This is a genomic window from Streptomyces sp. NPDC047982 (assembly GCF_043204165.1).
In the GTDB taxonomy this organism is placed as follows: domain Bacteria; phylum Actinomycetota; class Actinomycetes; order Streptomycetales; family Streptomycetaceae; genus Streptomyces.
Genome location: NZ_JBIDBS010000001.1, coordinates 375,295 through 400,239, shown reverse-complemented (window position 1 = coordinate 400,239; position 24,945 = coordinate 375,295). Strand labels below are relative to the sequence as shown.

Sequence of the window (24,945 nt, the reverse complement as noted above, 5' to 3'; positions counted from 1 at the left end):
CCTGAGTGGGCGGACCGCAACCGGGCATGCCGCGTTCCCCGGCCGGTTCCGCACCCCCGGCCGGCCCGCCCCCTCCGCACTGACCACTCAGCCGATCCGGCAGCGGCCCGATCCGCCGTCGTACACGAAGCGGGCCGTCCGCCGGGTCCGGCGCCGCAGTGCGCTGCGCGGCTCTCGGGCCTCGCGGAACAGCTTCAGTTGACTGCCTCTCCTCGGGCCTTCAGCCTGTAAGAGGTGGCCTGGTCGTTCATCGCTTCGCCGACCCAGTCCGCCTGGTCATACGTGTTGTGTATCCCTTTGAAATTGGCGCTTGCGTACAGCTCGACATAACAGTTGCCCCACGCCCTCACGGAGCTGGTGATGTCGTCGAAGTTCCGGTCGTCGAGGTCACTCATCTGGACATCCCACTGGCCGTCGTTCTTGCACGGCTCGTCAAGCGCGAATCCGATGGCACGGCCACCGTAGTGGCCGTTCTCGTAAAGCTCGACGCCAGCCACTTCGTGGGCGCTAGGGGCGGTGGCAAGCGCGTTCAGCCGGGCCTGGAACTTCTTGTCCGTGGCAGCCTTCTCCAGGGCCGGGGCGTCGGTGATCCGGCCGCCGGTCATCGCGGCCATGTATGCGCGGTAGGTGTCGTAGCAGGTGGTTTTCCCTGTCTTGACCTTGACGACGCAGTAGGAACCAACCTTGGCCAGAGAGGCTTCGGGAGCCTGGGCCGCGCCGGCCGGGGACGGTGCCAGGAGGACGCCCGCGCAGGCAGCGGCCATCAGCCCGGTCACGCCAGTTCTCACTCTCATGCTTTTCCTCATTTTCAGCGGGGTAGGCCACAACCACCCACACCGGTATGGCCGTTCACCCTGTGACCTTGTCGGAACAGGAGAGGGGGTGCATGCTCGGAAGGTTGCCTTGTAACCGCGTGATATCCGCCCGCCGAAGCCCACCAGGAACGCAAGCTCGCTGTCGACTCCGTGCTGCGCCCCGAGGACCGCGTGGTGATCGCCGCAACCTGCCGGCGCCTGGACGAACTGGTGTGCAAGCGCGGCTCGTTCACTTTTCGGTGAGCCACGGGTGGCCGTGTGGCCCGCGGAATCCGGGTGCCGGACCGCATCCCCGGTATCTACCCTCACCCCCATGGAAACAGGACCGGAACCGGAACTCCTGAACGTCATCGACATCGAGGCGACCTGCTGGGACGGACAACCGCCGCCCGGGGCGGTCAGCGAGATCATCGAGATCGGGCTGACCGTCGTCGACCTGCGCGCGGCCACTGGGGTCTCCCCTGCTCGAAGGGAGTTGAGAGCTTGGGGAAGGGTCGCCCGCCACCGGATTCTGGTCCGGCCCGCCCGGTCCTCAGTCAGCGCCTTCTGCACCGAACTGACCGGCCTCACCCAGCCCGAGGTAGACACGGGCGTGTCCTTCGCCGAGGCCTGCCGGCTGCTGGCGGCCGAGCACGAGTCGGGGACACGCCCGTGGGCGAGCTGGGGCGACTACGACCGCAACCAGTTCACCCGCCAGTGCCGGGCCACCGGAACCCGATACCCGTTCGGCCGCCGCCACGTCAACGCCAAGCTCCCCTTCACCGAAAGCTACGGCCTGCGCAAGCGCCCCGGCATGGCCGAGGCCCTGCGCATCGCGGGTCTTCCCCTGGAGGGCCGCCACCACAGCGGCGCGGACGACGCCTGGAACATCGCGGCATTGATCCTGGAGGTGGCGGCACGGGGCGCCTGGCCGGAAGGCACCGCCTGACCGCGCGAGCCCGGCCAGGCCCGGCCACCGCCCGGCCGTGCGCCGCTACAGCACTCCCCCCATCACCCCCCGCACCTCGTCCAGCGTGGGCCCGGCGATCTCGTTGGCGCGCGCGTTCCCGGCCCGCAGCACGGACCGTACGTAGCCCATGTCCCGCGCATACTCGGCCCGCCGGGCCCGGATCGGCGCCATCCGGCTGTTGACGGCATCGGTCACGGTCCGCTTGAGAGCGGCCGCGCCCCCGCCGCCGATCTCCTCGGCCAGGGCGCGCGGGTCGCGGTCCAGACAGAGCGCGGCCAGCAGCACCAGCGAGGACACCCCGGGCCGGGTCGCCGGTTCGTACGTGATGTGCCGCTCGGCGTCCGTCTTCGCCCCCTTGACCAGCCGCGCCGTCTCGTCGGCGGTGGCGCCGAGCGCGATGGAGTTGCCCCGGCTCTTGCTCATCTTGGTGCCGTCGGTGCCGAGCAGCAGCGGCGCGGCGGAGAGCAGCGCGTCAGGCTCCGGGAAGACCTGCCCGTACCGCTCGTTGAAGCGACGGGCGACTGCCCGGGTCACTTCGAGGTGCGGCAGTTGGTCCCGCCCGACCGGCACCAGATTGCCCTTGCAGAACAGGATGTCGGCGGCCTGGTGCACCGGATACGTGAACATCAGCCCGCTCACCGCCGACTGCCGGGAGTGAGCGATCTCGTCCTTGACGGTGGGGTTGCGGCTCAGCTCGGCCACGGAGACGAGGCTGAGGAAGGGCAGCATGAGCTGGTTGAGTGCGGGCACGGCGCTGTGGTTGAAGATCGTCGAGCGCTCGGGGTCGATACCGATGGCCAGGTAGTCGAGGACCATGGCCTCCATGTGCTCGGTGAGCCGGTCGGCGACGTCCCGGTCGGTGAGCACCTGGTAGTCGGCAATGATCACGAAGACGTCCACACCGAGGTCCTGGAGCCGGGCGCGGTTGTGGAGGGTGCCGAAGTAGTGCCCGAGGTGCAGCGGCCCGGTGGGCCGGTCACCGGTCATCACCCGGAACCGTGCCGGGTCCTGCCGGATCAGCACCTCCAACTCGGCGGTGCGTCGCAGGGCAGTGTCGTCGGCGGCGGCAGGCCCGTCGACGGCAGGCCCGTCGGTGACGGACGCGTCGGTGACGGGGGCGTCGGCGGTCGCGGTGACGGCGTTCACCGGGTTCATGGGGTTCATGGGGTTGTCTCTCCTCGCGGTGCTGCGGTCCTGGCTGGGTGGAGGACGGCCCGCCGGTATCACCGGCATCCGCACCCGTACGAGGCAGAGAGAAGGGCCGTCCGTTTCGAACGGCCCTGGTTCCGTGCGCGTGGGGTGGCCGCTCCTAGGAGGAGCGCCACCAGTTCCGGCACGGTGCGTAGGTCATGGGCCGATGCTAACGCGCCGGTGCGCCCGGCGGTACGGCTACGCCCACACGCCCCCGGCCCTGCCGGGGAACCGGCCGACGGACCAGAAGCGCGCCGGCCGATGGCCAAAGGCCCACCGGCCGGCCCCAGGCCTCCGCCCGAGAGGCGGGGCACCCACCCATCCCGCCCTGGGGACGCGCCGCCCCGGAACCCTCCGGGGACACGGAATAGCCCGGGGGGCCGTCCCGTTGTAGAGTGCGCCCATATAGTTCAATGTTCAATAAACCGGAGGCGGGTCATGGAGTTCGGGATCTTCACCGTCGGGGACGTCACCACGGACCCGACGACCGGCAGGACACCGACCGAGAACGAGCGGATCAAGGCGACGCTCGCCATCGCGCAGAAGGCGGAGGAGGTCGGCCTGGACGTGTTCGCGACCGGCGAGCACCACAACCCGCCGTTCGTCCCGTCCTCGCCGACGACCACGCTCGGCTACCTCGCCGCCCGCACCGACCGCATCATCCTGTCCACGTCCACCACGCTGATCACCACCAACGACCCGGTGAAGATCGCCGAGGACTACGCGACGCTCCAGCACCTCGCGGACGGCCGCGTCGACCTGATGATGGGCCGCGGCAACACGGGCCCGGTCTACCCCTGGTTCGGCAAGGACATCCGCCAGGGCATCCCGCTCGCCATCGAGAACTACGCCCTGCTGCACAAGCTGTGGCGCGAGGACGTCGTCGACTGGGAGGGCAAGTTCCGTACGCCGCTGCAGTCGTTCACCGCGACCCCGCGCCCGCTGGACGGCATCCCGCCGTTCGTCTGGCACGGCTCCATCCGTTCCCCGGAGATCGCCGAGCAGGCCGCGTACTACGGTGACGGCTTCTTCCACAACAACATCTTCTGGCCCATGGAGCACACCAAGAAGATGGTGAGCCTCTACCGCCGCCGGTACGCGCACTACGGGCACGGCACCGCCGAGCAGGCCATCGTCGGCCTCGGCGGCCAGGTGTTCATGCGGAAGAACTCGCAGGACGCGGTACGGGAGTTCCGCCCGTACTTCGACAACGCACCGGTCTACGGGCACGGGCCCTCGCTGGAGGACTTCACCCGGGAGACCCCGCTGACCGTCGGTTCCCCGCAGCAGGTCATCGAGCGGACCCTGACCTTCCGGGACGCCGTGGGCGACTACCAGCGCCAGTTGTTCCTGATGGACCACGCGGGGCTGCCGCTGAAGACGGTCCTGGAGCAGCTCGACATCCTCGGCGAGGAGGTCGTCCCGGTGCTGCGCAAGGAGTTCGCCGCCCTGCGGCCGGCCGGGGTCCCGGACTCCGCTCCCGTCCACCCGGCCGTCGCCGCCGCCCGTGGCGTCGCGGCCGACGCCCCCGGTGCCGACGGCACCACGACCGGCACCACCGTCACCGCTGCCACCGCCGCCACCGCTGCGAAGGAGGTCTGATCACCGTGTCCACCACGTCCGGCACGTCCCCCCTGCCCACCTCCGAACCGCTGCGGATCGTCGCCGTGTCGGCGGGACTGAGCAGCCCCTCGTCGACCCGGCTGCTGGCCGAGCGGCTGGCCGGCGCGGCCCGCGAACGGCTGCTGGCCGAACAGGACCGCACGGTCGAGGTCCGGCTGATCGAACTGCGCGACCTGGCCGTCGACATCGCCAACCACCTGGTGACCGGCTTCCCGCCGGCCGCCCTGGAGAAGGCGATCAAGGAGGTGACGGAGGCCGACGGTCTGATCGCCGTCTCGCCCGTCTTCACCGCGTCGTACAGCGGACTGTTCAAGTCGTTCTTCGACCTGATCGACAACACCGCGCTCGCCGGCAAGCCCGTCGTCATCGCGGCGACGGGCGGCACCGCCCGCCACTCGCTGGTCCTGGAGCACGCGATGCGCCCGCTCTTCGCCTACCTGCGGACCAGTGTCCTGCCGACCTCCGTGTACGCGGCGTCGGAGGACTGGGGCTCGTCCGGCGACGAGCACACCGAGGGCCTGCCGTCCCGCATCCGGCGGGCGGGCGGCGAACTCGCCACCGTGCTCACGGGCGGCCGGGCGGCCTCCCGGGCACCGAAGACGCTCGGGCTCGACGAGGTCGTACCGTTCGAACAGCAGCTCGCCGACCTGCGGCTGGACTGATCCGTTCCTTCGTCCGGTTCCCTCTCCGGGGCCCGGGAGAGGGAACCGGACGACCGGCCTGGGACGACTGGCCCGGGACCATCGGCCCCATCGGTCCGGACGGTTCGGGCCGAACGGCCGGACAGCCGGGACTGACAGGCCCACGCCCCAACGCATCTGTCCTGTTTGATTAGATTGGCGCGAAAGATGCGGCATGCGAAGCAGCCCGTACCGGGTGTCCCCGGGTGTACGAAGTTTCTTCGCATGCCGCCTCTGCGCACTGAGCCGAACCGAGCTGGAGGCAGAGATGGGCAGGATCGTGGTGGGCGTTGACGGCTCCGAGCCGTCGATCAAGGCACTGCACTGGGCCGTACGCCAGGCGGAGCTGACCGGCGACACGGTGGAGGCCGTCAACAGCTGGGAGTACCCGGCGACCAGCTGGGCGTCCATGATGCCCGGCATGCCGGAGGACTTCGACCCGCAGGCCCTGGCGACCGTGTCGCTCACCGAGGCGCTGGAGGAGGCCCTGGGCGCCGAGGGTGCGGCCAAGGTGAGCAAGGTCGTGGTGATCGGCAACCCGGCCCAGTCCCTGCTGGAACGGTCCAAGGGCGCGAACCTGCTGGTCGTGGGGGCACGCGGCTACAGCGGTTTCAAGGCGACCCTGCTCGGCTCGGTCAGCCTCCACGTCACCCAGCACGCGCCGTGCCCGGTGACGGTCGTACGCGACTGACGCACCGCCGACACGTCGCGGACGGACGGGCGGGCGCGGACGCGCCCCGGACACCGCGCACGCGTCACCGCGGAACACCGCGCACGCGTCACCACGACGACGGGCCCGCACGCTTCTCGTGCGGGCCCGTCGTCGTGCCGGGGAGGATGCCGGACGAAAGACGCTCCAGCCCCCGCCGCCGCGGTCACGTCTTCTCGTGCGTGTAGAAGAGGTAGAACGTCGTGACGAACATCCCGAGGCCGACCGACAGCCCCAGGGCCGACGACCGCAGCACGCTCGACCCGGTCAGCCCCACCAGCAGCCCGATCGCCGCCCAGGTCAGCGCCCCGTAGGCCACCGCCCGCACCAGGGGAATCATGCCGTGCTGGATCCGGCCCAGCACGAAGCAGAGTGCCCCGAGGACCACGGCCGTGATCAGGCCGTACCAGAACTGCCGGCCGCCGCTCGCGCCGTTGTTGCGGAGGATGAACGACGCGTACAGGCCGTACGCCGCGCCCAGTACGGCGGGTATCGCCCAGGCGAGCGTGCCGCGCCGACGGGCGTGTGCCCCGCCCCGGCCCCGTCCGCGTGTCGGACTCGCTGCGTGAGTGGCCATGGTGGAGAACTCCTTCCGCCGCCTTCCCTCCAGGGCACGCCGCCCCCGTTTCCTCCAGGACGCGCCGTCCCCTTTTCCATCCAGGGCACACCCGGCCGCCCCGCCCGGCAACTCGGACGGCCTATGGCCCGGGGCACGGCGCCGCCGTACGGGATTCCCTGGAGGGGTGCGGACTTATCTCTCGGTGACGCTGTCGGTGATGGTGCCGGTGCTGCTCGCCGTGCTCGTCCCGCTGAGCGCGCTGTCCGCCTGGGTGGATCTGGAGATCGACGACACGAACCGGTACGTCGCCGCGGTGGCCCCGCTCGCCTCCGACCCGGAGGTGCGCACCACGGTCGCCGACCAGATCACCGACGCGACGATGAAGCAGATCGACGCCGGGCCGCTCCAGGACGTCGTCCGGGACTTCTTGCACCAGGCGGTGCTGTCCTTCACCACCACCGACGCCTTCCAGACCGCCTGGAACGCCATCAACCGCACCGCCCACGAGGCCGTCACCGCCGCCCTGCACGGCAACGCGGGCGAGGCCGTCACCATCGATCTGGCACCCGTGACCGAGCAGGTCAAGAAGAACCTGGAGAAGAACGGGGTGCCGTTCGCCGACCGGATCCCGGTCCAGCACACGCAGATCACGCTCATTTCCGCCGACCGCGCCGACCAGTTGCGCCAGACCTTCCGCCTGCTGCGGGCCGGAAGCGTGCTGCCCGCCGTGGGCACGGTGGTGTTCGCCGTCCTGGCCGTGGTCGTGGCCGGGGTCACGGCCCGTGCGCGCGGCGGGCGGCCGGGAAACGGGCACGACACGGCGGGCGCGGGGGACACGGGGAACACAGGGGACCCGGGACACGCAGGGAACGCAGGGAACGCAGCGGGCAGGACGAGCGCACGGGGCACGGCGGGCGCGGAGGCCGCGCTCGCGGCCACGGCGCTGGTCGGGCTCGGATTCGCGCTGGGGGCGCTGGTGCTGCGCGCGGTGCTCGCGATTGCCCGCAACCGAATCCTGGCCGAGGTACCGTCCGGCGATACGGGCGGTGCGGCGGCGGTGTACGACGCGCTGACGGGTTCGCTGCGCACGACGGCGTGGACGGTGCTCGGTGCGGGGCTGGCGGTGACCCTGTGCGCGATGCTCGCCCGGCGGGGCGGCGGCCCGGCCGGGGCGTGGCGGGCTCGACGTGCGGCGGGGGACGGGCCGGGACACAGTGGTTCCCGTGACTGCCGTATCGGGGACGACTGAGAGGTCATCCACATGCGAGCGATAGCCGTCAACGCGTTCCGGGCCACGCCCGAACTGGTCGAGTTGCCCAAGCCGGAACCGGGGGCCGGGGAGGTACGGGTCAGGGTCGAGTACGCCGCGCTCAACCCCTGCGACTGGCAGACCGTGCCCGCCTCCGCCGAAACACCCGGCTCCTGCCTCGACACACCCGGCTCCCCCGGCACCCCCGGCACCGCCAGCCCTGGCAGACCCGCCGACGCACCCGTCGCCGCCCCTGCCCTCCCCCTGGTCGTCGGCGTGGACTTCGCCGGGTGGGTGGACAAGATCGGCAGCGGCCCGAACCGCTTCCGGGTCGGCGACCAGGTCTTCGGCCGTACCACCCCTGTACCGGGCACGACGGACGGGGGCACGGGCACGGACGGGAGCGTCAACGCGGGCACGAACGGGGGCGCGAGGAAGGGAAACGGGTTGAGGACGGGGGCGGGAGTCGGCCCCGCCGTCACCGGCACCTACTGCGACTACATGACCGTGTCGCAGGACTCCGCCGTCACGCTCGTCCCGTCCGGCCTCCCCCTCAAGGTCGCGGCTGCACTGCCGTCCGCCGGGATGGCCGCAGCCCAGATCCTGGAGACCGTGGCGCTCCGCGGCCACGAAAGCCTGCTGGTCATCGGGGCGGCGGGCGGCGTCGGCTGCTGCCTCACCCAGCTCGCGGCGGCCCGGGACGTCCGCGTGATCGCGGCTGTACGCGGCGACGAGCGCGGGCGCATGGCCGCCCTGGGCGCGGCCGCCACCGTCGACACCCTGGCCCGCCTCCTCGAAGAAGCGATACGGGAGGTGTGCCCGGACGGCGTCGACGCGCTCGTCGACCTGGTCTCCACCACGCCGGACGCCTTCACCGCCCGTGCCGCGCCGGTACGTGTCGGGGGCATCGCCCTCACCACGCGCGGCGTCGCCGCGAAGGCCGCGCTCCCCATCGGCGTGACCGGTATCGACTTCCGGCTCGAACCCACCCCGGTCCTGCTCGACGTCCTGGCGGCGGGCGTCGTCGAGGGCGTGCTGCGCGTGCCCATCGACGTCGAACTCCCCTTGGAGAGGGCCCCGCAGGCCCTCGACCGGAACCGGGCGGGGGGCGCACGCGGCAAGACCGTGATCGCGCTCTGAGCCGGGCCGCCGCAGGAGGCACCGTGAACAACAAGACCGACGAGGCCAACAAGGACAATAAGAGAAACAAGAACAACAAGAACAACAAGGGTGACAAGGGCGACAGGCACAACAGGAACAACGAGGAGCGCGACATCATTGATGCCATCGGAGCCCTCGTCGCGGAGGAACGGACCCTGCGCGACCGCTCCCTGCGGGAGACGGGCCTCGCCCCGGACGAGAGGTCGAGGCTGCGCGCGGTCGAGATCCGGCTCGGTCAGTGCTGGGATCTGCTCAGGCAGCGCCGCGCACTGAGGGAGGCGGGCGAGGACCCCTCCGCCGCGAGAGTCCGGCCGACCGACGAGGCCGAGGGCCACCAAAGCTGAACGCGCCCAAAACACGACCGACAACGCGACCAAAACGCGACCAAAACGCGACCAACGCTGAACGTACGACCGAGGGGAATCGTTGATCCAGACGGAGACCGGGAACGGCCGCAGGCGCACGACGCCACCCACCTGGCTGCTGAGCGGGCTCCGCCCCCAGTCGACCGCTGCCGTGCCCTGGGCAGCGGTCGTCCGCGCCTCCATCGCCCTGGCCGTACCGCTCGCCGTCGGCTTCGCGCTCGGCCGACCGGCGTACGGCGCGCTCGTCTCCATGGGCGCGCTCTCCGGCGTCATCGGCGACACCGCCGACGCGTACCGCATGCGCATCATCAACATCGCCGTACCGCAGCTCTTCGGCGCGCTCGGCATCATGCTCGGCACGCTGGTGTACGGCACGGGGTGGGTCGCGGTCGCCGCGCTGACGCTGCTCGGTCTGGTCTCCGGGATGATGTCGACGATCGGTGCGGTCGCCTCCGTGTCCGGGCTGCTGCTCCTGCTCAACGCGGTGGTCGGCGCCGGTCTGCCGATGCCGGAACCCTGGTGGGTGGCCCCGCTGCTGCTCACGGTCGGCGGTCTGTTCGTCCTCGCCCTGACCCTGCTGGCCTGGCCGCTTCGGGGAAAGCTGCCGGAGCGGGTCACGGTCGCGGGCACCTATCTCGCGGTCGCCGATCTGCTGGCCGCCGCGGGCGGCGACGCGTACGAGGAACGGCGCCAGGCCGTCACGCAGTCCCTCAACACCTCGTACGACCTGATCCTGGCGCGCCGTGCCCGCTACCACGGCCGCAGCAACGCCATGGTGCGGCTGCTCGCCCAGCTCAACGTCGTCATCCCGCTCGTCGAGGCGGCGCCCGCGGTCCATGTGCGCGGGATCCGGCTGCCGGACGCGATCCCCGAGGCGGTACGCGAGCTGGCCGCCGCCGTTGAGGAGAGCCGCACGGGCCACCCCGAACTCAGCCTGCCCGCCCCGGACTCGCCTGCGACCCGGGCCGTGGACAGCGCGCTGCGGCACGCCGCGACCGTGGTGCACAAGGCCGATCCCGACCCGTACAACGTCGACGACCGGCTCGGACGCCCCGCGGCGCTCGGAGTACGTGTCCGGCGGACCGTCCGCAGCGTGCTGTTCACCGGGGCCTCGTGGCGCTACGGACTGCGGCTCGCTCTGTGCCTCGGCCTGGCCCAGGCGCTGACCTCACTGATCCCGGTGCCGCGCTCCTACTGGGTCGCACTGACCGTCACATTCGTCCTCAAGCCGGACTTCGGTTCGGTCTTCTCGCGGGCCGTGCTGCGTGCGGTGGGCACTGCGGCCGGCCTCGTGATCGCCGCGCCGGTGCTCGCCGCGGTGCCGATCGGCTGGTGGGACGTGCCGGTGATGGTGCTGCTCGCGGCGCTGATCCCGACGTTCACGGCGAAGGGATACGCCTTCCAGACCGCGGCCATCACCCCGGTCATCCTGCTTCTGTCCGACCTGCTGAACCGCGGGGGCTTCGACCTCGTCTGGCCGCGCTTCCTGGACAGTCTGATCGGCTGCGCCATCGTGCTCGTGGCGGGCTACCTCCTGTGGCCGGAGAGCTGGCACGCCCGCGTCGGGCACCGGCTCGCGGACGTGGTGGCGGACGTCGCCGACTACGTGGCATACGCGTTCGAGCCGGGCGGGCGCCGCGGGGACGGCGGGCGCCACGGGGACGTCGGGCGCCGCGGGGACGGCGGGCGCCACGGGGGCGCCCAGGGCCCCGGGAGCGGCGGTGAGGGCGACCGGGCGGAGCGCTTGCGGGCCCGGCGCCGTATCTACCGTGATCTGTCGGTCGTACGGTCCGAGTTCCAGCGCGCGCTGACGGAACCGCCCCCGGTCGGCACCCGGGCCACTGCCTGGTGGCCGCTGGTCGTCGCGGTCGAGCGCATCGTGGACGCGACGACGGCGGCCCGGGTCCGGGTCGACCACGGAGCCCCGGAGCCACCGGCGGAGGAAGTGGCCGAGATCCGGCGGCAGTTGCTACAACTCGCCGACGGGATCCGGGCGAGCGAGATCCTGGTGGAGGTGCGTGCCGAACTGCCGGGGGACGAGGAAGGGGTGCTGGCCCCCCTGCGCCGGGAGGTGGCGGCGGCACGGGCCATCGCGTCGCCCCAGCCGTAACGGCCACGGGCCCGTTCCCCCAGCCATAGCAGCAGGGGGAACGGGCCCGCAGTCGTGAGAGGGGCCGTTCGGCCCGGGACAGACGCGGAACAACGGCCCGACGGTCCGGGGCGGAAGCGGCCGGCGGCCCGGAGCAGAATCGGCCGGCGGCCCAGAGCAGAAGCGGAGCGACGGCCCGGCGGCCCGGTCGGCGGTCAGCGCGTGGGTCCGTCGCCCCGCAGCCGCTCCATCTCGCGCCGGTCCCGCTTCGTCGGCCGGCCCGCGCCCCGGTCCCGTACCGGAACCTGGATCGCCATCTCGCGCGGCGGCGGGGGCGGGCTGTTGTCGACGAAGCACTCCGCCGCCACCGGCGGGCCGACCCGCTTCTTCACGATCTTCGACACGACCACGATCCGGTCCCGGCCCGCGTGCCGGAGCCGTACCTCGTCGCCGACGCGCACTGCCTGAGCGGGCTTGGCACGCTCACCGGCGACCTTCACATGACCCGCGCGACAGGCGGCAGCGGCCTGCGAACGGGTCTTCGTCAGCCGGACCGACCAGATCCAGACGTCGACCCGAACGCTGCCCTCCGCCTGCGGCGCCTCACCGGAAACCATGGGTCCGACTGTAGTGCGGCGCAGGCGTCGAGTCAGGCCGGAGGGAGGCCGTCACGCTGCCCGCGGACATGCCCGGCCGCCGACGACGGAATGACGCGTTGACGGCGTGATGGTTCTCGTCCCGACCCGCGCGAGGCCGTACGGGGCGTGTGTGAGGCACAGCCGTCGGCCGGAACATCCCGAGCGACATGGACGATGCGCGCGACATCCTCACCGAGAACGTGAACGACGTGAACGACCTGCTCAGCGACGACGACCGGGATGCGGATGAAAGGACGACGAGGCATACGACCAGGGCCCGTAGGACGACACCTCACGCCGCAGCCCGGGCCGCGCCCCCATGAGCTCCGGGGCGTTTCCACGGGGGCGCAACTGCGTGTCGGCTGCCGCGCGACTGTGTATCACCCGGGTATCAGCGCCTGCTGTATCACCCGGGTATCGGCGCCGGTCAGGCCACGGTGACTGCCTCAAGGACTCTCGGACTCCGGCGGCTTTCCCCTGTCCGGCACGGCATGATGGAGTTCCGGCCGGCACCTCGCACGATGGATGTACATGTCTGATCCCACCCACGTGACCCCTGAGACCGCACAAACCACGGCGACCCCACCGACCTCGGTGACCATCCTCCTCGTCGAGGACGACGAGGTGATCCGCAGATCCGTCGCGATGGCCCTCGAACGCTACGGCTACCACGTGACCGTGGCAGGCGACGGGCTGACCGGTCTGGAGCTGTTCCGCGAGGCCCACCATGACCTGCTTCTGCTCGACGTGATGCTGCCGGGCCTGGACGGGATCGGACTGTGCCGCCGGATCAGGGAGACCAGCATGGACCCGATCCTGATGATGTCCGCGCGTGGCGACGCCCTCGACGTGGTCTCGGGCCTGGAAGCCGGCGCCGACGACTACGTGGTCAAGCCCGTCGACACCGCCGTCCTGGTGGCCCGGATCCGCGCGCTGCTGCGCCGTGCCACCGCCGTCCCCACCGCACAGGCCGGCGGTGCCGAGCGCCCCACTGCGGCCGGCCTGCTGGTCTTCGGCGACCTGACCATCGACCCCGCTGCTCTGGAGGTCCGCCGGGAGGGCGAGGAAATCGCCCTGGCCCCCACCGAGTTGCGGCTGCTGCTGGAGTTCGCGGCGCACCCCGGCATCGTGCTGGACCGCCAGACCCTGCTGCGCGAGGTGTGGGACTACGGCTGGGACGGTGACACGAGGGTCGTCGACCTGTGTGTGCAGCGGTTGCGCAAGAAGGTCGGCGCCCACCGCGTAGAGACGGTCCGCGGTTTCGGTTACAAGCTGCGGCGCTGAACCGGGGAGCCGAGATGCCGACCGCACGCATGATGCTGAACCCCCGCTCGATGCGCTGGAAGATCGTCCTCCTGGTCGTCCTGGCCTGTTCCGCGATGGCCCTCACCGTCGGTGTGCTGGTGCACGAGTCCACGCTGAACCGGTCCCTGAACGAAGGCGCGGGCCGGGCCGAACAACAGCTCGATAAGGAAGTGAGGGACGCCCGGAACTCCGGTCGGCAACCGCCTCTCGCGAACCCCGGCGAGCTCCCGGACTCATTGCTGCGGCAGGTCGAACTCCACGGCCGGGGCACCCTCTACGAGAACAAGCCGCCGGCCCCCACCTTCTGGGCCGCGAAGAAGCAGGACGGCCGGCTCTACGCGACCGAGGTCGACATGACGGCCGACCTGCTCACCAGGCAGGCCCTGGACCGCCACGTGTGGAAGTACTCACTGCTCACCCTTGCCGTCGTGATCCCGGCCACGGCCCTGGCGACCGCACTGCCGACCAGGCGGCTGCGCCGGGTTGCCCGCACGGCCCGCCGAATCACGGCGGGCGACCTGGACGCCCGTACGAACATGGGCAGCCGCGCCGGCGACGAGATCAACGAGATCTCGGCCACGGTCGACTCGATGGCGGACAGCCTGCGCGAGCGGATCGCCACCGAGCAGCGCTTCACCGCCGATGTCGCGCACGAGCTGCGCACCCCGCTGATGGGACTGGTCACCTCGGCCGGCCTGCTCCCCGAGGGTGAGGCCACCGACCTGGTCAGGGACCGGGCCCGGGTACTGCGCGACCTCGTCGAGGACCTGCTGGAGATCTCCCGTCTCGACGCGAATGTCGAGCGGCCGCAGTCACGGCCGGTGGACCTGGCCGAACTGGTCAAGGAGTCGGTGGTGAAGACCGGCCTGACGGCGCGGGTGAGCGCCCACGGCGCGCCGGTGGCCGAGACCGACCCGCGACGCCTGGACCGGATCATCGCCAACCTCGTCGTCAACGCACACCGCCACGGTGCCGGCCCCGTGGAGATCACCGTCTCCGGAGCGACGATCACGGTACGGGACCACGGGCCCGGCTTCCCCGCCGGCCTCTTGGCCCACGGCCCCCAGCGGTTCCGTACCGGCGCGACCGAGCGGGGCCGCGGGCACGGCCTGGGCCTCACGATCGTGTGCGGTCAAGCGAAGGTGATCGGGGCGACCCTGGACTTCGCCAACGACCCGGGGGACGGGGGAGCGGTGGTGGTGCTGCGCCTGCCCGCGGACGGGCCCGCAGCCACCCAGTGACCCGGACGATCCCGCCCCGCCCCGGGCTCAGCAGCCTTTCCTCTCCCTTGCCTTGCCCTTCCCTTGCCTTTCCCCACCCCCTGCCTTGCCCCTCCCTTGCCCCTCCCCATCCCCGGCCCTGATACACGGCTGATGGGTTCCTGAGGGCCCGTGGCGCTCCGCTGTCCGTCGTCCGGACGAACCGCCCCCGCAGCCTTGCCTACGTACCGATCACGTACCGCGGCCCCCGGAGGTGGCTTTCCTGATGCTTCTTCGCCCTGCCTCACGCCATCGCGTCCCGATCGGTCTGCTGGCCGTGTTCCTGCTGGTAACCCTGACCATCGCCGTGATCGTCACCATGCCGGACAACGCCTCTCGCGCCACCCTCACCTCTGCTTCCGGCACCGGCGGGGTGGGCGGCGCCTGGCGAGCCGCCGTAGGCGACGGAACGATCCCCTGGCCCAAGGAAGGCCAGGCCGCAGTCGGACTCGAGGGAACGGCGTTCACGGAAACACGGGGCGAACAGCGCCCGGTGCCGATCGCGAGTCTGACGAAGGTGATGACCGCCTACGTCATTCTCAAGGACCACCCGCTCGAACCGGGCGCGCCGGGCCCGCGGATCGAGGTGGACCGGCAGGCCGCCGACGAAGTGGGCGTCGGTGACGAGTCGACCGTCCCGGTCCGGGCCGGACAGAAGTACTCCCAGCGCCAGCTCCTGGAGCTGCTGCTGCTCCCCTCCGCGAACAATGTCGCCCGCCTCCTGGCCCGCTGGGACTCCGGTAACCAGGGCACCTTCGCCAGGAAGATGCAGCGCACCGCGGACGAACTGGGAATGGGCCACTCGACCTACACGGGGGCGAGCGGCATCGAAGCCGGCACCACGAGCACCGCGGCCGACCAAGTGAAACTGGCCCGGCAGGCGATGAAGAACCCCGTCTTCCGCGACATCGTGGCCAGCCGCACCGTCACCGTCCCCGGCATGGACCCGGTCCACAACTCCAACTCCCTGCTGGGTACTTCAGGCGTCGTCGGCATCAAGACCGGTTCCAGCACCCCGGCGGGCGGCAACCTCCTGTGGGCCTCCGAGGTCCGCATCGGTGACCGGACCCGACTGCTTCTCGGTGCGGTCCTGCACCAGCGAGCGAACACCACGCCCGTCGAAGGTCTCCAGGCAGCCCTGGACAGCAGCCGCGTACTGATCGACGGACTCCGCGACCAGCTGGTCTCGGCGCGGACGGAGAGCTGACCGACGATGACGACAACACGGGCAGAGAGCGGCGAGCGAACCCAGGTGGCGGCACCAGAGGGACCGAGCGGTGCGACGGTGATGAGCGCCGGGTCCTCACCCCAACAGCTTGCGCCCCCACAGCCCCTGCTCCGACGGCTCAGGTCGCAGCGGTCCCGCCGCCGCCGGGGCACGCTGACCACGACCGGCTGCGTCCTCCTCGCGCTGGTCCTCCAGGGCCATCGCTGGATCCCCAACACACCGGGCCACCTCGGCAGCCTGATCGAGACTCTGCTTCCCTGGACGGCCCTCGCCCTGCCCGTCCTGCTGACCACGGCGCTGCTGCGCAGATCGCCGGTGGCCGCGTGGGCCTGCGTCCTGCCGATCGCCATCTGGCTGGCGGCCTTCGGCCCCATGCTCACCGACAAGGCGTCACCCGGCGGGGACCTCACCGTGGTCAGCCACAACGTCAACCAGAACAACCCCGATCCGCGCGGCACCGCCCGCAGCCTGATCGCGTCCAAAGCGGACGTCCTGGCACTTGAGGAACTGAGCCCCGACACGGCACCCGCGTATGAGCGCGCCCTGGCGTCCTCCTACCCGTACCACTTCTACGACGGCACAGTCGGCCTCTGGAGCACCTACCCCCTGCGCGACGCGCGCGCGGTGCCGATCATGCCGTGGACGCGGGCCATGCGCGCCACGGTGGACACCCCCAAGGGCCCGCTGGCCGTCTACGTCGTTCACCTCGCGTCCGTTCGCGTCCGCCCCGACGGCTTCACCACACTCGCGCGCAATGACTCCCTCGACCGCCTCGTAGCACATCTGCACGGCGAAAAGGTCCAACGTGTCATCGTCATGGGCGACTTCAACGGAGCGCTCGACGACCGCGCGCTGCGCCCGCTCACCACGCGTATGACCTCGGCCCAGTCGACGGCAGGCAAAGGCTTCGGTCTCACCTGGCCATCGAGCTTTCCGGTCGTCCGGATCGACCAGATCCTCCTCAAGGGCGTGAAGGCCACCTCGGCCTGGAACCTGCCGCCGACGACGAGCGACCACATACCGGTGGCGGCCCGCATCCACCTCGGACGCGAGAAGAACACCGCAGTCCGACAGCAGGGGGCTGCCCGCCGCAGCGGTCTGTGATGAGCTGCACGCGCGGTTTGCGTCGTCGGCATCTACCGGGCGCTGGCCGAAACGCCAAGCGTGAGGCATACCCCGAAGCCGTCGAGCAGGCCGCGCCGACTTCGCCGTTCGCCGTCCTCCAGGCCGGCGAAGTTCCCGAACCCCGCCTCGTGCGCCCTCACCGGTCGTCACTCTGCTAACAGGGAGTCACTTGTCACGTCACCGTAGCTTCGGGAGCACGGGACCGTCGGCGCAGTCATCGGATACGTGCCGACCCGGCCGGGGCTCGTACCGCCGTTGTTGGTATAGCGGCACTCACCGAGGTCCCCGCGAAATCGTCCTGCCCGCCCTCGGATTCGTGGTCGAAACCGTCGTCCGGCATGCCCTCGTCGCCCGGTGCCAGATCGTCCGCGGCCAGCGCGGCGGACGGCCGCGGGGTCGCCGGAACGGCGATGACACCGGCCGCAGGAGCAAGTCCCGGAAAGCAGCGATCCGGCCTCGACGACACAAGCCGCAATACGTTTTCAACGAGAGAGTTTCCCCATATGGAGGCCCTTCTTGGAAACCCAGGTGAATAACGGACAACGGTGCACCTGACTTCGTGTCACGCACACCGGCCGATCACGCCGACAAGGCAATTCACGGCCGCGTCAGCACAGGTGAACGAAGCACATCAGACCCGCACGGCATGCACACCGGACTCGGTACGGACTCGGTACGGACTCGACGAAGGATCGTTCGCGGATCGGCTTTCCCACGGGCGGGCCGTGCCGACGAAGGGCTGGATCCGGCCGCTAACCTTACATATCCGCCCTGGCCAGGGATCGATTCCCGCGGGTCGGACATTCATCGCACCCCACTCACGCGAAAGGCCTCGCCCATGGGCATTCGGAGCTTGCTGCGGAAGGTGTTCGGCCGTGACCGCGCGGAGCAGGACGCGCCGACGGCCACGGTCCCGCCCCAGACCGAACGCGCCGCGCCCGCGGAGTCGGAGCCGATCGCGGCGCCGACGGACGAGCCGGCGGACGAACCAGCCGCGGAGAAGGCCCCGGCGCGCGAAGCCGACTCGTCCCCCAAGGCCACGATCCCGGCCCCTGCCTCGCCCCTGTCCGCCGAAGGCGACGGCAGCATCGGCCTGGCCTCGGACCTGGTGGCTGCCGCCTTCGACAAGGCGTCCTTCCCCACGGTCCCGTCGCAGGGGGCGACCTCGAAGCCGAAGACGGAAACGGAGCCCGAGCCGAAGGCGGAATCGGTCGAGCCGAAGGTAGAAGTAGAGGCACAAGCAGAGGCACAGCCAAACGCGGAGTCCAAGCCGGACGAGCCGGACGAGCTGGACGAGCCGGAGGTCGTGGAGCCGAAGTCGGACACGCCGAAGGCCGATTCGGAGGCGGGCGCACCGAAGGCCGCAGAGCCGGAAGCCTCGGAACCGGAGGCGGCGAGGACCGGTGCGGCGCAGGCGGCGGAGACGGAGCTTTCCGAGCCGAAGGCTGTCAAAGCCGAAGTTCCCGCCGAGCCCGAGCCGGCCGCCGCACAGCCGGAACCGGCAACCGCACCCGGCGCCAGAACCGAGCCGCAACCCGTAGCCGAACCGGCGACGACGGCGCTTGAGGCCGAGACCGAAGCCGCGCCCGAACCCGAGGCCGAGGCCGACGTCAAGCACGAGACCGAAACCGCACCCGAACCCAAAGCCGACGTCAAGCACAAGACCGAAACCGCCCCCGAACCCGAGACCACCACCGAGAGCCCCGAACCGGCCGCGGAACCGGAAACTGAAGCGACGACCAAGCCCGCCCCGGAACCGGCCGCGGAACCGGAAACCGAAGCGACGACCAAGCCCGCCCCGGAACCGGCCGCGGAACCGGAAACCGAAGCGGCAACCAAGCCCGCCCAGGAACCGGCCGCCGCCCAGGCCCCCACTCCGGAAGCAGCCCCCGCGGCAGCCCCCGAAGCCGCCCCGGCTACCCCGACCACCACCACCGCCACCACCGAAGAACCTGCGGCCGCCTCGCCCGCAACCCCCGAGCCCGCTCCGGCACCCGATCCGGAACCCGTAGCGGAACCGGAACCGACCCCCGCTCCGGCCGATGTCACCGCTCCGGCCGATGTCACCGCCCAGGCCGATGCCACTCGGACCCCCGAACCGCCCGCCGAGCCCACGCGGGCTCAGACGCCTGAACCGGCCACCGAGCCCACCCCGGACCAGGCCCCCGACGCGGCGGCTGAGCCCGAGCAGGAACCGGCCCCCGTGGTGACGGCCCCCGTGGCGACGGCCGCCCCCAAGCCGGCCCTCTCGCTCGCCCGTCTCAAGACCCGTGCGCCCGGCCTCGTCGGCGCGTACAAGGCCGCCCAGGCCGGGCTGAAGGCGCACGGGCTGACCGGGCTGCGCGCCACCGTCTACCTCGTCCTCGACCGTTCCGGCTCCATGCGGCCGTTCTACAAGGACGGCAGCGCCCAGCACCTCGGCGACCGTACCGTCGCCCTCGCCGCGCACCTGGACGAGACCGCCACCGTCCACGTCGTCTTCTTCTCGACCGACATCGACGGCACCGGCACGGTCGAGCTCGCCGGCCACGAGGGCCGCATCGACGAACTGAACGCGGGCCTGGGCCGCCTCGGCCGTACGAACTACCACCGCGCCGTCGAGGAGGTCGTCACGCACTACGAGAAGTCGGGGGCGACGGGACCCGCCCTGGTGGTCTTCCAGACGGACGGCCCGCCGGACGCCAGGCAGGCCGCGAAGCAGGCGCTCGCCGACGCGGCACGGCTGCCGCTGTTCTTCCAGTTCGTCGCGTTCGGCGACGAGGACGCGAAGGGCTTCGACTTCCTGCGGAAGCTGGACGCCCCGAACGCCGGGTTCTTCCACGCGGGCCCCGCCCCCCGTGAGGTCCCGGACACCACCTTCTACCGCGAGGCCCTCGCCGCCCTGCCCGCCTGGATCGCTGACCGGGCGGCGGCCACCGAGGGCTGATCGGCGGGCAGACGTACGGTCACGGCGAGGCCGCCCCCGGGGCCCGGCACCGCCGTGACCGTACCGCCGTGCGCGACCGCGATGGAGCGCACGATCGACAGTCCGAGCCCCGACCCCCGCCCCATCCGGTCCCGGCCCTCACCGCGCCGGAACGGCTCGAACAGCCCGGGGATGTCCTCCGCGTCCACCACCGGCCCGGTGTTGCGCACCTCCATCAGCACGCTGTCACCGGCCGTCACCGCCGACACCTCCACCGTCCCGTCGGGCACGTTGTACGTGACGGCGTTGGCCAGCAGGTTCGCCACCATCTGGGCGAGCAGCATCCGGTTCCCCCGTACCGCGCAGGGGCCGGCGTCGACCTGCACGCCGGCGTGCCGGGCCGCCTCCTCGGCCACCACCCGGGCGAAGTCCACCTCCTCCCGCTCGCCCGCCGCGAGCCCGCGTTCGCTGCGCGCCAGGACCAGCAGCCCCTCGATGAGCCTTTCGCTGCGCCGGTTGTTGTCCAGCAGCGTCTGCCGGGTCCGTACGAGATCCTCCGGGGACGGGTCGTCCAGGCCGATCTGGATCGCGGCTCGCTGAGTGGCGAGCGGGGTCCGCAGCTCGTGCGAGGCGTTGGCGATGAACCGCCGCTGGCTGTCGAACGCCTTCTCCAGCCGGGCCAGCAGGGCATCGAGGGTGTCGCCGAGTTCCCTCAGCTCGTCGTCGGGCCCACTGGCCGCGATGCGTTCGTGGAGGGTGTGTTCGGAGAGCCTGCGCGCCTTGGCGGTCATGGCGTGGACGGGGCGCAGGAACCGCCCTGCGGCCCACCATCCCACCCCGACCGCGCACGCCGTCATGACGAGCAGCGAGGCGACGGACCAGATGAGGAGCTGGTGGCCGGCCGCGTCGCTGACGTCGTCGGTGAGGTCGTAGACGGTGAGCGGGCCGAGCGTGCGCCGGGTGACGAGCGGGCCGTTGACCGCGTAACCGGGCTGGACGACCGCGGCCGTGCGCGCGATGTCCCGCGCCTGGGAGTCCGTACCCGCGCGCGAGGCGAGGTTGACGGTGGTGAGCAGGGCCGTCCCCAGCACCAGGAAGGCCCCGCCGTACACGAGCGCGATCCGCGTCCGGATCGTGGAGTGCCGGATACGCCGCGGGCAGCGCAGGAGCGGGGCGCGCAGGACATGCGGAACGCGGAACACGGCGCCCGGAACACGGGTCGCTCGCGGCACACGCGCGGCATCTCGCCCCACACGCGACTCACGCAGCACGCGCGACATACGCAGCCCGCGCGGCACACGCAATGGACGCAACGGACGGGGCAGGCACGACGGACGGGACAGGTACGACGGACGGGACAGGCGCGACGGACGGGGCGGGCGGGAGGTCCGGCCTTTCACAGTGCGTACCCCACACCCTGCACCGTGCGGATCAGCGCAGGCTCCCCGAGCTTCCCCCGCAGCTTGCTCATGCAGACCCGGACAGCGCCGGTGAAGGGGTCGGCGTTGGCGTCCCAGGCCCGCTCCAGCAGCTCCTCCGCGCTGACGGTCCCGCCGTCGGCCTCCAGCAGCAGTTGGAGCACCGAGAACTCCTTCGGCGAGAGGTCGAGTTCCCTGCCGTCCCGGTGAGCGGTGCGCCGCACGGTATCGAGCCGGATGCCGTGCCGTTCGAGCTGCGGCGGCACGGGGCGCGCGCTGCGCCGCCGCAGCGCGCGTACCCGTGAGACCAGCTCGGGGAACTCGAAGGGCTTGCCCAGGTAGTCGTCGGCACCGAGATCGAGCCCGGCGACCCGGTCCTCCATGGAAGCGGCGGCGGTGAGCATCAGGATCCTGGTCCGTGAGCCGGTGGCGACCAGTTTCCGCGCCACGTCGTCGCCGTGCACCCGTGGCAGATCGCGGTCGAGGACGACGACGTCGTAGTCGTGCAGCCCCAGGTAGGCGAGGGCGGCGTCACCGCTGTACACGGTGTCGACGGCGAATCCGGCCCGTCGCAGCCCGGTGGCGACCAGCTCCGCCAGCATCTCCTCGTCCTCGGCGACGAGTACCCGCATCGTCATGTCCTCTGCTTCGTGTGCCCCGTGCATGCGTGTCTGCTCCCTCCCAGGATGCGTCTTTGTTAGGGGAAGGCACGTTTCGCAGAGGTCTCGGCACGGCCCGGCACGGCCCGGAAGGCTCCCGGCCCCGACAGCGACCGGTCGTAATAGATGTGAGTCGATCTTCAGCAGGCCGTTAGGATTTTGCCCATGGCGGCCACTGGATCCGAGAAGCAGGGGGCGACGGCGTACTACGTCTCGACCCCCATCTACTACGTCAACGACGCTCCTCACCTGGGCCACGCCTACACGACCGTCGCAGGCGACGTGCTCGCGCGCTGGCACCGCCAGCGCGGCGAGAAGGTGTGGTACCTCACCGGCACGGACGAGCACGGTCAGAAGATCATGCGCACTGCCGAGGCGAACGACGTCACCCCGCAGGAGTGGTGCGACAAGCTCGTGGAGGAGGCGTGGAAGCCCCTCTGGAAGCACCTGAACATCGCGAACGACGACTTCATCCGTACGACGGAGAAGCGGCACACCGACCGGGTGCAGGAGTTCGTGCAGGACCTGTACGACAAGGGTGAGATCTACAAGGGCGGCTACGAAGGCCCGTACTGCGTGGGCTGCGAGGAGTACAAGCTCCCCGGCGACCTGATCGAGGACGAGGACGGCGTCAAGCTGTGCCCGATCCACAAGAAGCCGGTGGAGATCCTCAAGGAGGAGAACTATTTCTTCAAGCTGAGCGCGTACGGCCCGAAGCTGCTGGAGTTCTACGCGAACAACCCCGGCTTCGTGCAGCCCGAGTCCGCCCGCAACGAGGTCGTGAACTTCGTCCGGCAGGGCCTCCAGGACCTGTCCATCTCGCGCTCCACCTTCGACTGGGGCGTCCCGGTGCCGTGGGACGAGAAGCACGTCATCTACGTGTGGGTCGACGCGCTGCTGAACTACGCCACGGCGGTCGGCTACGGCGCCAACCAGGAGAAGTTCGACGGGACGTTCCCGGCCAATGTGCACCTGGTGGGCAAGGACATCCTCCGCTTCCACGCGGTGATCTGGCCCGCGATGCTGATGGCGCAGGGCCTGCCGCTGCCGGGCAAGGTCGCGGCCAACGGCTGGCTGATGGTCGGCGGCGAGAAGATGTCGAAGTCGAACCTGACCGGCATCAAGCCGCAGGACCTGACCTCGCACTTCGGTGTGGACGCATACCGCTGGTACTTCCTGCGCGCCATCGCGTTCGGCAGCGACGGCTCGTTCTCCTGGGAGGACTTCTCCGCCCGCTACACCTCCGAGCTGGCCAACGACTACGGCAACCTCGCCTCGCGCGTCGCCGCCATGGTCGGCAAGTACTTCGACGGGACGCTCCCGCAGGCCACCGCCGCGGGCGACGCCGAGAAGGCCGTCCAGGACGGGCTGGCGAAGGCCGTCGCCACGGCCGACCACAAGATCGGCGAGGAGCTGGACTTCCAGGCCGGCATCCTGGCGATCTTCGACTTCGTGAAGCAGGTCAACGGCTACATCACGGAGCAGGAGCCCTGGAAGGTCGCCAAGGACGCCTCTCCGGAGGGCCGGGCCCGCCTCGCGACGATCCTGTACACGGCCGCCGAGTCGCTGCGCGGCGTCGCGGTGCTGCTGAACGCCGTGATGCCGGAGACCTCGCAGAAGCTGTGGGACTCACTGGGCGCCGAGGCGTCCCTGGGCGCCCTGTGCGACCAGCGCGTCCAGGAGGCGGGCGACTGGGGCCGGCTCCCGGCGGGCGTGACGGTCACGAAGGGCGCGGTGCTGTTCCCCCGCCTGGAGGAGAAGCCGGCGTAACCGCGCTTCCGCCCCACTCCGTACGGCCGAGGGCCGGGACCCGCTTCACGGCGGTTCCGGCCCTCAACCGTGCACGCAACGCCACCGTGCACTCTCGTGCGCTCGATTCAGCGAACCCGGTCCGTCAGCGGCTCGGTGTCCAGCTCGATGCCGACCGGGTCGGGCAGCTCGACGGTCTTCCCGTACGGCACCGTCACCACGCGCTCGTACCGCACGCCGTCGGGCTCCGAGTGCACCTTGACCTCACAGCTGTCGCGGTCGATCAGCAGGTAGACGGGGGGACCGGCCGGGGCCCGGTTCACCGCTCCAGCCACTCCGCGTCCCCCATCACCACCACCGGGTTCTTCCGCGGGTCGAGCAGCCTCAGCAGCTCCTTCATGTGCTCCACGGGCAGCGAGACACAGCCCTGCGTCGGGCCGCCGTGGTCCACGTGGAGCCAGATGCCGCCGCCGCGTTCCTGGCCGAGCGGGCGTTCGCGGTCCAGGGGCGAGACGCCGGGGGTCCGGTTGTAGTCGATCGCGACCACATAATCGAAAGAACCTTCGAGCGGTTCGCCGTCGAAGCCTTCGCCACTCACGGTGTAGGCCGGGTCCTGTTCGTACGGGAAAACGGTCTCCGGCGGCTTGAACAGCCCGCCCGCCGCCGTCAGCCCGTAGATCCCGACCGGGGTACGAAGGTCGCCCTCCCGGTGCTCGTCGGCCCACCCGTTGAGGCCGTTGTGGGCCGGCCAGCGGGAGGTGACCGCCCGCCAGCCCTGGGCGGGGTCGTCACGGGTGTACAGGACCGCGGTGGACAGGCTGGAGTCGTACGCGTCACCGGTGACGACGAGGGCCTGGCGGGTTTCGGCCGGAATCCTGCCCCTGGTCCGCAGCCCCAGCCCGGGAATCAGGGCCGGGCGGACACCCGGGGCCCGCGGCGCGGGTGCGGCACCCCGCCCCGGCGGCCCGTCCGCCTGCGACCCGGCGGACGGCTTCCCACTACCCCGCCCGTCCCCGGCCTGCGTCCCGGCGAGCCCGGTGGAGGAGGCGGACGGCACCGGGGTGGCCCGGGAGGCGGTGTCGGTGACGCCCGTATCGCCGCAGGCTGCGAGCGCCAGAATCGCGGCAACGCAGGTACCGGCCCGGACGGCGTACGGGAGGCGACGCCGGGCGGCCGACGTACGGGACACGGACACGGGCACTCCTCAGCGGTCGTGGGTGAACGCGGCACGGGCGAGCTCGCCGTCACGCCTCGCCCCGCTGAACCCAG

At 71.2% G+C, this 24,945-nt stretch carries 21 protein-coding genes and 1 pseudogene; 14 read left to right on the top strand and 8 right to left on the bottom strand.

Translation table 11 applies throughout. From position 1 onward, the window contains the following. Positions 1-194 precede the first annotated feature (194 nt). A complete protein-coding gene (locus ACGF2V_RS01780) occupies positions 195-794 on the bottom strand; it encodes a hypothetical protein (protein WP_362708835.1) in 600 nt (199 codons plus the stop codon). A 334-nt stretch (positions 795-1,128) separates the two neighbouring features. On the opposite strand from ACGF2V_RS01780, the gene ACGF2V_RS01775 reads away from it, so the two are divergent. Then, positions 1,129-1,743: a 3'-5' exonuclease gene (locus ACGF2V_RS01775; protein WP_362619651.1), complete on the top strand. Its 615-nt coding sequence runs from the start codon at positions 1,129-1,131 to the stop codon at positions 1,741-1,743. Positions 1,744-1,788: 45 nt separating this feature from the next. On the opposite strand, the gene trpS is transcribed toward ACGF2V_RS01775, so the two are convergent. Continuing rightward, positions 1,789-2,919 carry a tryptophan--tRNA ligase gene (gene trpS / locus ACGF2V_RS01770; protein ID WP_362708904.1) on the bottom strand — a complete coding sequence of 377 codons (1,131 nt, stop codon included), beginning with the start codon at positions 2,917-2,919 and terminating at the stop codon, positions 1,789-1,791. Between the two features lie 474 nt (positions 2,920-3,393). On the opposite strand from trpS, the gene ACGF2V_RS01765 reads away from it, so the two are divergent. The 3 genes from ACGF2V_RS01765 (at position 3,394) to ACGF2V_RS01755 (ending at position 5,949) form a co-directional block, all read left to right on the top strand. After that, positions 3,394-4,557, top strand: coding sequence for an LLM class flavin-dependent oxidoreductase (locus ACGF2V_RS01765; protein ID WP_362619649.1), 1,164 nt, complete (start codon positions 3,394-3,396; stop codon positions 4,555-4,557). A gap of 32 nt (positions 4,558-4,589) precedes the next feature. Continuing rightward, positions 4,590-5,240, top strand: a complete 651-nt coding sequence (locus ACGF2V_RS01760; RefSeq protein WP_362708906.1) for an FMN reductase — start codon at positions 4,590-4,592, stop codon at positions 5,238-5,240. A gap of 286 nt (positions 5,241-5,526) precedes the next feature. Then, positions 5,527-5,949 (top strand): universal stress protein, encoded by a 423-nt coding sequence (locus ACGF2V_RS01755; protein WP_362619647.1) that lies wholly within the window; start codon positions 5,527-5,529, stop codon positions 5,947-5,949. A gap of 184 nt (positions 5,950-6,133) precedes the next feature. On the opposite strand, the gene ACGF2V_RS01750 is transcribed toward ACGF2V_RS01755, so the two are convergent. After that, a complete protein-coding gene (locus ACGF2V_RS01750) occupies positions 6,134-6,544 on the bottom strand; it encodes a hypothetical protein (RefSeq protein WP_362619645.1) in 411 nt (136 codons plus the stop codon). 199 nt (positions 6,545-6,743) lie between these two features. On the opposite strand from ACGF2V_RS01750, the gene ACGF2V_RS01745 reads away from it, so the two are divergent. From ACGF2V_RS01745 to ACGF2V_RS01730, 4 genes are all read left to right on the top strand, one after another. Beyond that, positions 6,744-7,775, top strand: coding sequence for a hypothetical protein (locus ACGF2V_RS01745; protein ID WP_362619707.1), 1,032 nt, complete (start codon positions 6,744-6,746; stop codon positions 7,773-7,775). Positions 7,776-7,787: 12 nt separating this feature from the next. Beyond that, entirely contained in the window at positions 7,788-8,915 is a 1,128-nt protein-coding gene (locus tag ACGF2V_RS01740) for an NADP-dependent oxidoreductase (protein ID WP_362708838.1), read from the top strand. A 134-nt stretch (positions 8,916-9,049) separates the two neighbouring features. After that, on the top strand, positions 9,050-9,280 hold the full coding sequence (locus ACGF2V_RS01735; RefSeq protein ID WP_362708908.1) for a DUF2630 family protein: 231 nt from the start codon (positions 9,050-9,052) through the stop codon (positions 9,278-9,280). Between the two features lie 82 nt (positions 9,281-9,362). Next, a complete protein-coding gene (locus ACGF2V_RS01730) occupies positions 9,363-11,411 on the top strand; it encodes an FUSC family protein (protein WP_362708840.1) in 2,049 nt (682 codons plus the stop codon). Positions 11,412-11,605: 194 nt separating this feature from the next. On the opposite strand, the gene ACGF2V_RS01725 is transcribed toward ACGF2V_RS01730, so the two are convergent. Then, on the bottom strand, positions 11,606-12,007 hold the full coding sequence (locus tag ACGF2V_RS01725) for an RNA-binding S4 domain-containing protein (protein ID WP_360115895.1): 402 nt from the start codon (positions 12,005-12,007) through the stop codon (positions 11,606-11,608). 552 nt (positions 12,008-12,559) lie between these two features. Here ACGF2V_RS01725 and cseB point away from each other — a divergent pair. The 5 genes from cseB to ACGF2V_RS01700 all read left to right on the top strand — a co-directional run bounded on the left by cseB (position 12,560) and on the right by ACGF2V_RS01700 (position 19,871). Then, positions 12,560-13,312, top strand: a complete 753-nt coding sequence (gene cseB / locus ACGF2V_RS01720) for a two-component system response regulator CseB (RefSeq protein WP_362619641.1) — start codon at positions 12,560-12,562, stop codon at positions 13,310-13,312. A 14-nt stretch (positions 13,313-13,326) separates the two neighbouring features. Further along, on the top strand, positions 13,327-14,574 hold the full coding sequence (locus tag ACGF2V_RS01715) for a HAMP domain-containing sensor histidine kinase (RefSeq protein WP_362619639.1): 1,248 nt from the start codon (positions 13,327-13,329) through the stop codon (positions 14,572-14,574). A gap of 244 nt (positions 14,575-14,818) precedes the next feature. Continuing rightward, a complete protein-coding gene (locus ACGF2V_RS01710) occupies positions 14,819-15,799 on the top strand; it encodes a D-alanyl-D-alanine carboxypeptidase (RefSeq protein WP_362619636.1) in 981 nt (326 codons plus the stop codon). Positions 15,800-15,880: 81 nt separating this feature from the next. Next, entirely contained in the window at positions 15,881-16,924 is a 1,044-nt protein-coding gene (locus ACGF2V_RS01705; protein ID WP_362708842.1) for an endonuclease/exonuclease/phosphatase family protein, read from the top strand. 859 nt (positions 16,925-17,783) lie between these two features. Next, the gene (locus tag ACGF2V_RS01700; RefSeq protein ID WP_392910367.1) at positions 17,784-19,871 is read left to right on the top strand and encodes a VWA domain-containing protein; all 2,088 of its coding nucleotides are present in this window, start codon (positions 17,784-17,786) and stop codon (positions 19,869-19,871) included. Here the strand turns inward: ACGF2V_RS01700 and ACGF2V_RS01695 are convergent. Together ACGF2V_RS01695 and ACGF2V_RS01690 are read right to left on the bottom strand one after the other, a co-directional pair. Beyond that, a complete protein-coding gene (locus ACGF2V_RS01695) occupies positions 19,805-21,031 on the bottom strand; it encodes a sensor histidine kinase (RefSeq protein ID WP_392910413.1) in 1,227 nt (408 codons plus the stop codon). The genes ACGF2V_RS01700 and ACGF2V_RS01695 overlap by 67 nt on opposite strands. A 215-nt stretch (positions 21,032-21,246) precedes the next feature. Next, entirely contained in the window at positions 21,247-21,900 is a 654-nt protein-coding gene (locus ACGF2V_RS01690; RefSeq protein WP_362619700.1) for a response regulator transcription factor, read from the bottom strand. A gap of 192 nt (positions 21,901-22,092) precedes the next feature. Here ACGF2V_RS01690 and metG point away from each other — a divergent pair, with 192 nt between their 5' ends. After that, complete coding sequence (metG, locus tag ACGF2V_RS01685; RefSeq protein ID WP_362619631.1) at positions 22,093-23,697, top strand: methionine--tRNA ligase; 1,605 nt, start codon at positions 22,093-22,095, stop codon at positions 23,695-23,697. 107 nt (positions 23,698-23,804) lie between these two features. Here the strand turns inward: metG and ACGF2V_RS01680 are convergent. Then, a pseudogene (locus ACGF2V_RS01680) lies at positions 23,805-23,984 on the bottom strand (Uma2 family endonuclease); the annotation flags it as partial. Between the two features lie 11 nt (positions 23,985-23,995). Next, the gene (locus ACGF2V_RS01675) at positions 23,996-24,877 is read right to left on the bottom strand and encodes a L,D-transpeptidase family protein (protein WP_392910364.1); all 882 of its coding nucleotides are present in this window, start codon (positions 24,875-24,877) and stop codon (positions 23,996-23,998) included. Between the last annotated feature and the right edge of the window lie 68 nt (positions 24,878-24,945).

Excerpts from the sequence above, each read along its gene's own strand:
- ACGF2V_RS01780 (WP_362708835.1), bottom strand. The coding sequence starts at position 794 with ATGAGAGTGAGAACTGGCGTGACCGGGCTGATGGCCGCTGCCTGCGCG.
- ACGF2V_RS01775 (WP_362619651.1), top strand. The coding sequence starts at position 1,129 with ATGGAAACAGGACCGGAACCGGAACTCCTGAACGTCATCGACATCGAG.
- trpS (WP_362708904.1), bottom strand. The coding sequence starts at position 2,919 with ATGAACCCGGTGAACGCCGTCACCGCGACCGCCGACGCCCCCGTCACC.
- ACGF2V_RS01765 (WP_362619649.1), top strand. The coding sequence starts at position 3,394 with ATGGAGTTCGGGATCTTCACCGTCGGGGACGTCACCACGGACCCGACG.
- ACGF2V_RS01755 (WP_362619647.1), top strand. The coding sequence starts at position 5,527 with ATGGGCAGGATCGTGGTGGGCGTTGACGGCTCCGAGCCGTCGATCAAG.
- ACGF2V_RS01750 (WP_362619645.1), bottom strand. The coding sequence starts at position 6,544 with ATGGCCACTCACGCAGCGAGTCCGACACGCGGACGGGGCCGGGGCGGG.
- ACGF2V_RS01745 (WP_362619707.1), top strand. The coding sequence starts at position 6,744 with ATGGTGCCGGTGCTGCTCGCCGTGCTCGTCCCGCTGAGCGCGCTGTCC.
- ACGF2V_RS01740 (WP_362708838.1), top strand. The coding sequence starts at position 7,788 with ATGCGAGCGATAGCCGTCAACGCGTTCCGGGCCACGCCCGAACTGGTC.
- ACGF2V_RS01725 (WP_360115895.1), bottom strand. The coding sequence starts at position 12,007 with ATGGTTTCCGGTGAGGCGCCGCAGGCGGAGGGCAGCGTTCGGGTCGAC.
- cseB (WP_362619641.1), top strand. The coding sequence starts at position 12,560 with ATGTCTGATCCCACCCACGTGACCCCTGAGACCGCACAAACCACGGCG.
- ACGF2V_RS01715 (WP_362619639.1), top strand. The coding sequence starts at position 13,327 with ATGCCGACCGCACGCATGATGCTGAACCCCCGCTCGATGCGCTGGAAG.
- ACGF2V_RS01710 (WP_362619636.1), top strand. The coding sequence starts at position 14,819 with ATGCTTCTTCGCCCTGCCTCACGCCATCGCGTCCCGATCGGTCTGCTG.
- ACGF2V_RS01705 (WP_362708842.1), top strand. The coding sequence starts at position 15,881 with ATGAGCGCCGGGTCCTCACCCCAACAGCTTGCGCCCCCACAGCCCCTG.
- ACGF2V_RS01700 (WP_392910367.1), top strand. The coding sequence starts at position 17,784 with ATGGGCATTCGGAGCTTGCTGCGGAAGGTGTTCGGCCGTGACCGCGCG.
- ACGF2V_RS01690 (WP_362619700.1), bottom strand. The coding sequence starts at position 21,900 with ATGCGGGTACTCGTCGCCGAGGACGAGGAGATGCTGGCGGAGCTGGTC.
- metG (WP_362619631.1), top strand. The coding sequence starts at position 22,093 with ATGGCGGCCACTGGATCCGAGAAGCAGGGGGCGACGGCGTACTACGTC.